Source organism: Kineococcus siccus, assembly GCF_009906795.1.
Classification (GTDB): domain Bacteria; phylum Actinomycetota; class Actinomycetes; order Actinomycetales; family Kineococcaceae; genus Kineococcus; species Kineococcus siccus.
The window spans coordinates 1-8,438 of sequence record NZ_JAAALN010000191.1; the positions used below are offsets into that span (position 1 = coordinate 1).

General features: G+C 75.8%; 6 protein-coding genes. 2 read left to right on the plus strand and 4 right to left on the minus strand.

The features are described from left to right. Positions 1–948: hypothetical protein (locus tag GTR02_RS17270; protein WP_205709500.1), on the plus strand; the 948-nt coding region annotated here is incomplete at its 5' end. A gap of 76 nt (positions 949–1,024) precedes the next feature. Here GTR02_RS17270 and GTR02_RS17275 read toward each other — a convergent pair. The 4 genes from GTR02_RS17275 to GTR02_RS17290 form a co-directional block, all read right to left on the minus strand. Next, on the minus strand, positions 1,025–3,838 hold the full coding sequence (locus tag GTR02_RS17275) for a bifunctional YncE family protein/alkaline phosphatase family protein (protein ID WP_166608727.1): 2,814 nt from the start codon (positions 3,836–3,838) through the stop codon (positions 1,025–1,027). A gap of 1 nt (position 3,839) precedes the next feature. Continuing rightward, entirely contained in the window at positions 3,840–5,189 is a 1,350-nt protein-coding gene (locus GTR02_RS17280; RefSeq protein ID WP_166608728.1) for an ABC transporter permease, read from the minus strand. Beyond that, a complete protein-coding gene (locus GTR02_RS17285; protein ID WP_166608729.1) occupies positions 5,186–6,139 on the minus strand; it encodes an ATP-binding cassette domain-containing protein in 954 nt (317 codons plus the stop codon). Before GTR02_RS17285 ends, GTR02_RS17280 begins: the two co-directional genes overlap by 4 nt. A 124-nt stretch (positions 6,140–6,263) precedes the next feature. Beyond that, complete coding sequence (locus tag GTR02_RS17290) at positions 6,264–6,863, minus strand: TetR/AcrR family transcriptional regulator (protein WP_166608730.1); 600 nt, start codon at positions 6,861–6,863, stop codon at positions 6,264–6,266. 26 nt (positions 6,864–6,889) lie between these two features. Between GTR02_RS17290 and GTR02_RS17295 the strand changes: the two genes are divergently transcribed. Next, a complete protein-coding gene (locus GTR02_RS17295) occupies positions 6,890–8,335 on the plus strand; it encodes an MFS transporter (protein ID WP_166608731.1) in 1,446 nt (481 codons plus the stop codon). Positions 8,336–8,438: the final 103 nt, after the last annotated feature.

Consider the following 8,438-nt stretch of genomic DNA (forward strand, 5'->3'; position numbering starts at 1 on the left):
CCATCCGCCTCCGTCACAGCGCCACCGCTGCGCACCGGCGGGCGCGCGCTCGGCGTGCTGCAGGTGCCCTTCCGCGCGTTCCTCGAGGCCGACGCCGACGCGGACGCGGGCGAGGGGGCGGTCGAGGACTGGATGTCCCCGGGCGACGTCGAGGCGCGGCTCATGGAGTCGCTGGGCTGGCTGCTGCTCGCGCAGGGCGGCGAGGTCGTCCCCTCCTCCGCGACGTCCTTCGTCCCCGCCGAGCTGCGGAGCCTGCTCGACGACGTCCTGCCGCAGGTCGCCGAGGCCAACGACCTCGACGTCGCGGAGCTGCGCGAGGAGGTCGCCTCCTCGTGGGCGGCCTACCTGGAGTTCCTCGGCGAGACCGACAGCTGGCGCGGCGACGTCGAGGACCTCGCCGACTGCCTGGACGTGGTCGCCGCCGACGCCGCCGACGAGGCCGGGGCCTACGTCCTCGACGGGCTCGCGGCCGCCGTCGCCGGGCTGACGCTGGAGGAGGAGCTGGCCGCGCTCGCGGCGGTGCCCGCCGCGCGCGTCGGGACGGGGGACACCGCCCCGGACGACACGGTCCCGGCGGACGCGACCGACGAGGAGCGCCGCGCCGCCGGCCGGGCCGCGCTCACCCGGTGGATCCGGGAGCAGGTCGCGGGCGAGGACCACGAGGCCCGCGGTGCCCTCGGCGGCCTGTCCGCCCTCGCGTCGGCGGTGCTCGGCAGCCCGCTGACGACCGGTGAGCTGCGCCGCACGGTCGCCGGCGCGGGGCAGGAGGAGTCGCTGCCCGCGGCGCTGGACCTCGTGGGCCGCCTGGCCGCGGGAGGTGTCCTCTCGGCCACCGAGCCGTGGACCGCCCCCGCCGGCCTCGGCCCCGCCATCGCCGCGGCGGTCCGGGAGTTATTCGACGACGACCCGCAGCCCGACGACCCGCAGCCCGACGACCCGCCGGCCTGAGGCCCGCGGGGACGACGACGGCCCGCCGGAGGGCCGGCGGGCCGTCGCGGGACGGGTGGCGCGAGCGCGGACCGGGTCAGTCCACGTCGGCGCTGGGGATGTGGGCCCCGGGGACCTGCTCGGGCGCGTAGAGGACGGTGTCACCCGGGTAGGGCACCGTCCAGCCGTGGGCGCGGTACCAGGTGTAGCGGTTCATCTGCTCGGGGTTCGCGGCGTCGGCGACGGCGTTCGGCCCCGTGAACCGCTGCTGCTTCGCCCAGTCCGACCACTGCGCGGCGACGGCCTGCTGCGCGGCGGGCACGGTCGTGGCCTCGGCCTGCTGGGACTCCAGCTGCTGGGCGGGTGCCCCCGTCAGGCCCAGGGTGTCCGGGCCGCAGGCCGGCGCCGTCTCGACCCCCTGGGTGAGCGGGACCTGGTTGGGCACCGCGGTGTAGGGCGTGAGGTCCGGCCGGTCGGTGAACGCCGACGCCATGGGCGTGGCCGCGGCGAGCTTCTGGTTCAGCGGTTGCGCGCCGAGGATCTGCTCGATGGTGCGGACCACCGTGAGCTGGCTGTAGTAGGTGCTGTCGACCGTCCCGTGCTGGGCGTAGGGGCTGATGATCTGCACGGGGGCGCGGTGGCCGTCGACGTGGTCGGCCCCGGCCTGGCTGTCGTCCTCGACGACGAAGATCGCGGAGTCCTTCCAGTACGGGCTGTGCGAGATCTCGTCGACCATCTTGCCGACGGCGAGGTCGTTGTCGGCGACCTGGGCGGTGGGGTCGGGCGTGCCGCCGGTGTGGTCGCTGGACAGCCAGAACATGTTCAGCGCCGCCGGGCCGTTCTTCTCGAAGTCCTGCTTCCACACCTCGTAGCGGTAGAGGTCCGGGATGTCGGTGTCGAACTTCGGGTAGGCGTGGTCGGTGACGGCGTTCAGCGACGGGATCGGCGACTCGGTGTCCTGCTTGATCGCGGGGGTGTAGAGCGCGCCGGGGTCGCCGCCCGCGTCGACGGACTTCGCGGCGCAGTAGTACGACTGCCACGTGGCGCCGGCCGGCTTGGTCTCGAACTGCGTGAACTCGCCGAAGTTCCGCACGCTCTTGCCGGCGGACTCGGCCGCGGTCCACAGGAACCCCGAGCGCTGGTGGCCCAGGACGTCGTCCTCGGTGTCGTAGCTGCGCACGTACTCGCCCGCGGAGGACTCGGTGTACTCGGGGTTGTCGCCCTGCATGAGCCAGTTGTGGCCCTCGGCGGAGTTCGTGCCGACGTCGTAGAGGTTGTCGTAGAGGCCGAACTGCTTCGAGAGCGCGTGCTGGTTGGGCGTGACCTTCGCGCCGAACTGGGCCAGCGTCGGGTCGCCGTTGCCGCGGGGGTCGTCGCCCAGCACCTGGTCGTAGGTGCGGTTCTCCTTCACCAGCAGGAACACGTGCTTGATGGTGGAGGGGTCGCCGACGCGCGCGGGCACGGCGACCGGCGCCGCCTTCTTCCGCCCGGCCTGGACGGTGTCGGTCTTCCCCCAGCCGTTCTGGGCGAACACCGTGGCGGTGTACCGCCCGATCTGCTGGTCGTCCGGCAGGCGGAACCGGGTCAGCGACGCGGTCGTGCTGTGCGTGCCGTGCCCGGTCACGGGCGTCGTGCCGGGGCCGGCCGTGAACGTCAGCGCCGGGCCGCGGGCGTCGATCCCGCGGGAGTTCGTGACGACGACCTGGTCGCCGACCGTGGCCAGGTCCGCGGGGTAGTAGTCCGTCGGGAGCAGACCCACGTAGCTGACCGGTTCCTGCGCGCGGCCCGCGTAGCGGTAGACGGCGACGGCGTTCGCCCGGCCGAGGCTGACGAGGAGGTGCCCGTCGGAGGTGGTGGTGACGGCGGTGGGTTCGTAGCCCACGGTGGACGACGCCCAGGGCTGCGTCGAGATGGTCTGCACGACCCGGTCCCGCCGGGTGTCGACGACCGAGACGGTGTCGCTGCCCGTGTTGGCCACGAACAGCGCCTCACCGGTGACGTGCAGCGCGGTCGGGTGCAGTCCGACGTCGATCGAGCTCACGCCCGCGTCCGGGCGGGCGGTGTCGATGACGCTGACCGTGCCGGTCGTGGATGTGCCCAGGTAGGGGTCGGCCGGAACCGCCGTGCCGTAGGAGTTGATCGCCGCCTCACCGGGACGGGGGGCGCGGCCACCCTCGTCGCTGACGTAGAGCTTGCGGCCGACGAGGGCGATCTCGCGCGGCGCGATGCCCACGCCCCACGTCTGCTGGACGCGGCCCGTGGCCGGGTCGAGCGCGACGACGGTGTTCTGCCCGTTGACGGGGACGTAGAGGACCTTCGCGTCGGCGGAGTACACCGGCTTGCCGGGCAGCGCGGACTGGCCGTCGCGCTGGGGGAGGGCGACCGTCGTGCCCGCGCCGAGGGTGCCGTCGGCGTTGACCGGGAACCGGGTCAGGCCGTCGGTCTGGGAGAGCCAGAGCACCTTCCCGTCGGGGGAGTACGTCGGCGCCTCCTGCCCGACGGTGCCGTCCTTGACCACCTCGTCCGCCGGGGCCTTGGTCCCCACCGTCCAGCGGAGCGTGTACGTCTTCAGGTCGAAGACCTGCAGGACGATGGACTTGTCGGTGCTCGACGCGGCGAGGAAGCGCCCGTCCGGGCTGACCGTCGACCCCATGATCTTGCCGTTGTCCGTGACGAGGCGGTCGCCGATGGGCTTGATCACCTGGTCGGAGGAGATCTGCAGACCGTCCGCCGACTCGGTGCCGACCTGGCGGTGGCCGAAGGCGCTCGTGGTGGCGTAGGCGACCCCGCCGCCGGTGACGGCGAGGACGGCGGTCCCTGCGGCGAGGACCTGCAGCGGCCGGCGGCCGAGGCGGCCCGCCGGGCTCGACGTGGTGACCGGGCGCTGCCGACGTCGTGTGACCTGGTGCATGTCAGCCCTTCGGGGTGGGTGCGAGCAGGTCGACGAGGCCGTCGAACTGCCAGAGCGGGTTGGGCGCGTCGCCCGAGGCGGTGCGCACCTGGAAGAAGCCGTTGACCTCCTGCGGCCCGTCGCCGTCGGCGACGTAGCGGCCGTCGGCGGTGACGTCGAGCTGGTAGACGGCCGAGCCGACCGCCGTGGCCCCCGGGAGGTGCCACGACACGACGCAGCGCCAGTCGTTGCCGGGGCCGGTGTCCGCCACCCGGTCGCCGCCCTTGTCGCAGGTCGCGGTCGTCCGCAGCTGCGCCTCGGTGACGTCCGGACGGGCGAGCTCGCGCGTCTGGAGGCGGTAGAGGTGCGCGAAGGAGGTGGCGAGCGAGGTCTGCAGTTGGTCGCGGCCGACACCGGGACCGGTGACCGGCGTCGTGGCGGTGACCGCGGCGGCCGTGACCGCCACCAGCGCGGCCAGCGGCAGGACCGCGTGGACCACGACGAGCCGGGCGGAGTCGTCGCGGCCCTGGCCGGTCACGTCGCGGCGCAGGAAGAGCCGGCGTGCGAGGGCGGTCGCCAGCACCGTCCACGCGAGGCTCACCCCGACGCCGAGCAGGAGGGGCCCCGTCTGCGCGGGGGCCGTGAACAACCCCCGCCACGCGGTGAAGGCGCTGCCCGGCAGGGCGACGCGGAGGGCGACGGGCAGCGGGAGCAGCTGCACGAGCTGCAGCAGGAGCGCCAGCAGCGCGGGCAGGAGCAGGCCCACCGGCGAGCCGCCGAGCGCGATCGAGCCCAGGAGCCCCACGGCGGCGAAGGCGAGCGTGGGCGCCAGTGCGACGGCCCACGCGAGCAGCACCGTGGTGGCCGCCCGCCCCGGGCCGAGGAGCTGCCCGTCCAGCCCCACGAGCGGGTGCGCGCCGACCGCCGCCAGCCCGCCCAGGGTGCTCGAGACGGTCAGCCCCGCCACCATCACCAGCAGCACGGTGAGCGCGGCGAGGGCCTTCGTCGCGAACAGGCGCCGGGGCGAGCGGACGACGGTCAGGAGGTGGCGCCAGGTCCCGAGCCGGTCCTCGACCGCGAAGACGTCCCCGGCGACCAACGACGTCAGCAGCGGCAGGACCCAGCTGCAGCAGAAGGACAGCACGACGAGCGAGCCCGCCCAGCCGGTCTGGCCCATCCAGCGGCCGAAGACGGTGTCGGAGGGCAGGGTGCTCTGCCGGCTGACGGCGGCCACGAAGACCGCGGGAGCGAGCCAGCAGACGAGCAGCAGGGCGCGCGTGCGCCACTGGGCGGTGAGCTTGAGCAGCTCGAAGCGGTAGCCGGGCAGGGCGAAGGCCGTACGCGCGACCGGCTCCACGAGGGCCGCGCTCACGCGGGTTCCTCCCGGCCGGGCGCCGCGTCCGCGGTCAGGGCGAGGAACGCCGCCTCCAGGGGTGCCACGACGGGGGACAGCTCGCGGACACGCACCCCGCCGTGGACCAGGCGGGCGAGGAGGTCCTCCAGGTCGGGCACCGACGCGCGCACGACCAGCGCGGGGCCGTCGTGGCGCCGGTCGGGGTCGTCGTCCGGCCGGACCCGGACCCCCGGCGAGCCCGCCGCGACCCGCCGGGCGGCGCCGGGGTCGGAGGTCCGCAGCCGGTGCTCCAGTGGCCCGGACTCAGTCGCGAGCTTCTCGACCGGCCCCGAGAAGACGGCCCGGCCGGCCGCCAGGACGGTGACGTCGCTGCACAGGGCCGCGAGGTCGTCCATCCGGTGGCTGGACAGCACGACCGAGGTGCCGCCGGCCGCCAGGCCGCTCAGCACGCGGTGGACGTGGCGCGTCCCGGCGGGGTCCAGCCCGTTCGCCGGTTCGTCCAGGACGAGCACGCGCGGCTGCACCAGCAGGGCGGCGGCGAGGCCCAGGCGCTGCCGCATGCCGAGGGAGAAGCCGCGGACCCGGTCGTCGGCGACGTCGGTCAGCCCGACCTCCTCGAGCACGCCGTCCACCCCGCCGCGGGGGCGCCGGCGCAGGTCCGCCACGGCGGCCAGGTTCTGCCGGGCCGTGAGCTGGGGGTAGAGCCCGGGCCCGTCGAGGAAGCCCGCGACGCCGTCGGGCACGGGCGCGCCGCGGCGCAGCGGGAGCCCCAGGACCTCGAGGCTGCCGGCGTCGGCCACGGTCAGGCCCAGCAGGAGGCCGAGCAGGGTCGTCTTGCCCGCGCCGTTCGGCCCGACCAGGCCGTGGACCCGGCCGGCGGTCACGTCGAGGTCGACGCCGTCGAGGGCGACGACGTCGCCGAAGTGCTTGCGGACGCCGCGCGCCCGGACCGTCGTCGTGCTGTCCACCCTGACCTCCCGCCCTCGTCCGACGGGACGTTAGGGCGGGTGCGGCCGTACGCAGGGGGCCGGCAGGGAAACCATGGGTGAACGTTGCCGTAGGCAACCACTCACGCTCGGCGCCGGCCCGGCGTCACCCGCTCAGCGGGCCGCCGGGGGGTGTCAGCAGGGGCAGGAGCTCGCGCTCGACCGCGTCCAGCGGCGCGGTGGAGCGCTGCGCCCGGGCCTGGATCAGCGCCCCCTGCACGGCCGCCTGCAGCAGGGACGCGAGCGACGCGGCCCGCTTGGCGGGGAAGCCGTCGCGGCGCAGCAGCGCGGCCGTGTCGGCGCGCCACCCCGCCAGGGCGGTCTCGGCCGCCTCGCGCAGCTCCTCGCTGCCGGTGGCGGCGTCCACGACGGTCGCGGCGAGCGGGCAGCCGCGGGCGAAGGACCCGTCGCTCAGCACCGCGCGCCAGCGCTCGACGACGGCGCTGAACGTCGTGGCCGCGTCCGTCCCGTCGGCCACGGCCGCGGCCACCACGGCGCGCGTGCTCTCGCCGGCGCGGGCGACCGCCTCGCCGACGAGCTGGGTCTTGCCGCCCGGGAAGTAGTGCTGCAGCGAGCCGCGGGGGGCCTGGGCGTGCGCGACGACCTCGCGGAGCCCGACGCCGGTCACGCCCCGCTCCTGGATGAGCAGGCGGGCGCTGTCGACCATGCGGTCGCGGGGGCCGGGAAGGCGGGGACTCGACGTCATGACGGGTGTCATGCTACAACCTCCGCATGACTTATGACGACCGTCATGACGACCGCGGCCGGCGCGCGTCGTGGGGGATCGCCGTCGCCTGCCTCGGCATGACGATGAGCTTCCTGACGATCACCGCCACCGTCTCCTCGCTCACGGCGATCCAGGCCGACCTCGGCCTCAGCAGCGTCCAGCTGGTCCAGGTGAGCAGCGCGTACCCGCTGGCGCTCGCCGCGCTCGTGCTGTCCGCGGGCACCCTCGGCGACGTCCTGGGCCGGCGCACCGTCCTCCAGGCCGGCAGCCTCGTCCTCGCGCTCGGCGCCGTGCTCACCTCGACCGCCGACTCGGCCGCCGCGGTGGTCGCCGGCGAGCTCGTCATGGGGGCGGGCGCCGCCCTCGTGGTCCCCACCAGCCTGTCCCTCGTCGCCGCCACGTTCAGCGACCCCGCCCGGCGGGCGAGCGCCGTCGGCGTGTGGGCGGCCTGCTCGGGCGTCGGCCTGGCCGTGGGCCCGCTGTCGGCCGGTCTGCTGCTCGCCGCGTTCGGCTGGCACGCCGTCTTCCTCGTCGACGTCGCGGTCGCCCTCGTCGTCCTCCTCGCCGCCCCGGCCGTCCTGCCCGACACCCGCGTCCCGGGCCGCGTCCTCGACGTCCCGGGGACGCTCGCGGCGACCGTGGCGGTCGCGGCCCTCGTCGTGGCCGTGGTCCAGGTCGGCGCGGCCGGGGCGCCGGGGGCCGTCGGGCCCGCCGCCGTCGCGGTCCTCGCGCTCGCGGCGTTCGTCGTCGTCGAGCGCCGGAGCCGCCACCCTGTCGTCGAGCTCGCGCTGCTGCGCTCCCGCACCGTGGCCACGGCCCTGGTGGTGGCGACCGTCGCGCTGTTCGCCTTCACGGGGATCGCCCTCGTCCTCGTGCTCGACCTGCAGCGCGTGCACGGCGTCGAGGGGCTCGGGACGGGCTGGCGGATGCTCAGCCTCATGGGCCCCTACGTCGTCGTGAGCGCCCTCGCCGCCCGCGTGGTGCGGCGGACCGGGGTCCGTCCCGTGCTCGTGGCCGGGCTCCTGATCACCGCGGCCGGGGCGCTGCTCGCCCGGGCGACCGGGCCGCAGACCTCCTTCGCGCTGACCTGGCCCGGGTACCTGCTCGTCGGGGTCGGCCTGGGTCTGCTCGTCGCCCCGACCACGGCGGCCGCCCTCGCCGGGCTGGACGCCGCCCGCACCGGCATGGCCGGTGCCGCCCTCACCACCGTCCGCCAGCTCGGGGCCGCGCTCGGCGGCAGCGTCCTCGGCACGGTCGTCACGACCGCCTCCGCCGCCGGGCTGCGCCGGTCCGGCGACCCCACCGCCGCCTTCGCGGGCGCCGTCGACGACGCCCTGCTCGTCGCGGCGGTCGTCCTGCTCGCCACCGCGGCCCTCCCGCTGCTCCTCCTGCGCACCCCGCGCACCGCTCCGGCCGAAGCGCTCGGCCTCGTCCCCGAAGGAACCCCGTGAACATCTCCGGACGCACCGCCCTCGTCACCGGTGGACAGCGCGGCCTCGGCCGCGCCCTGGCCGCCGAGCTCCTCGCCCGGGGCGCCCGGGCGGTCCACGTGAC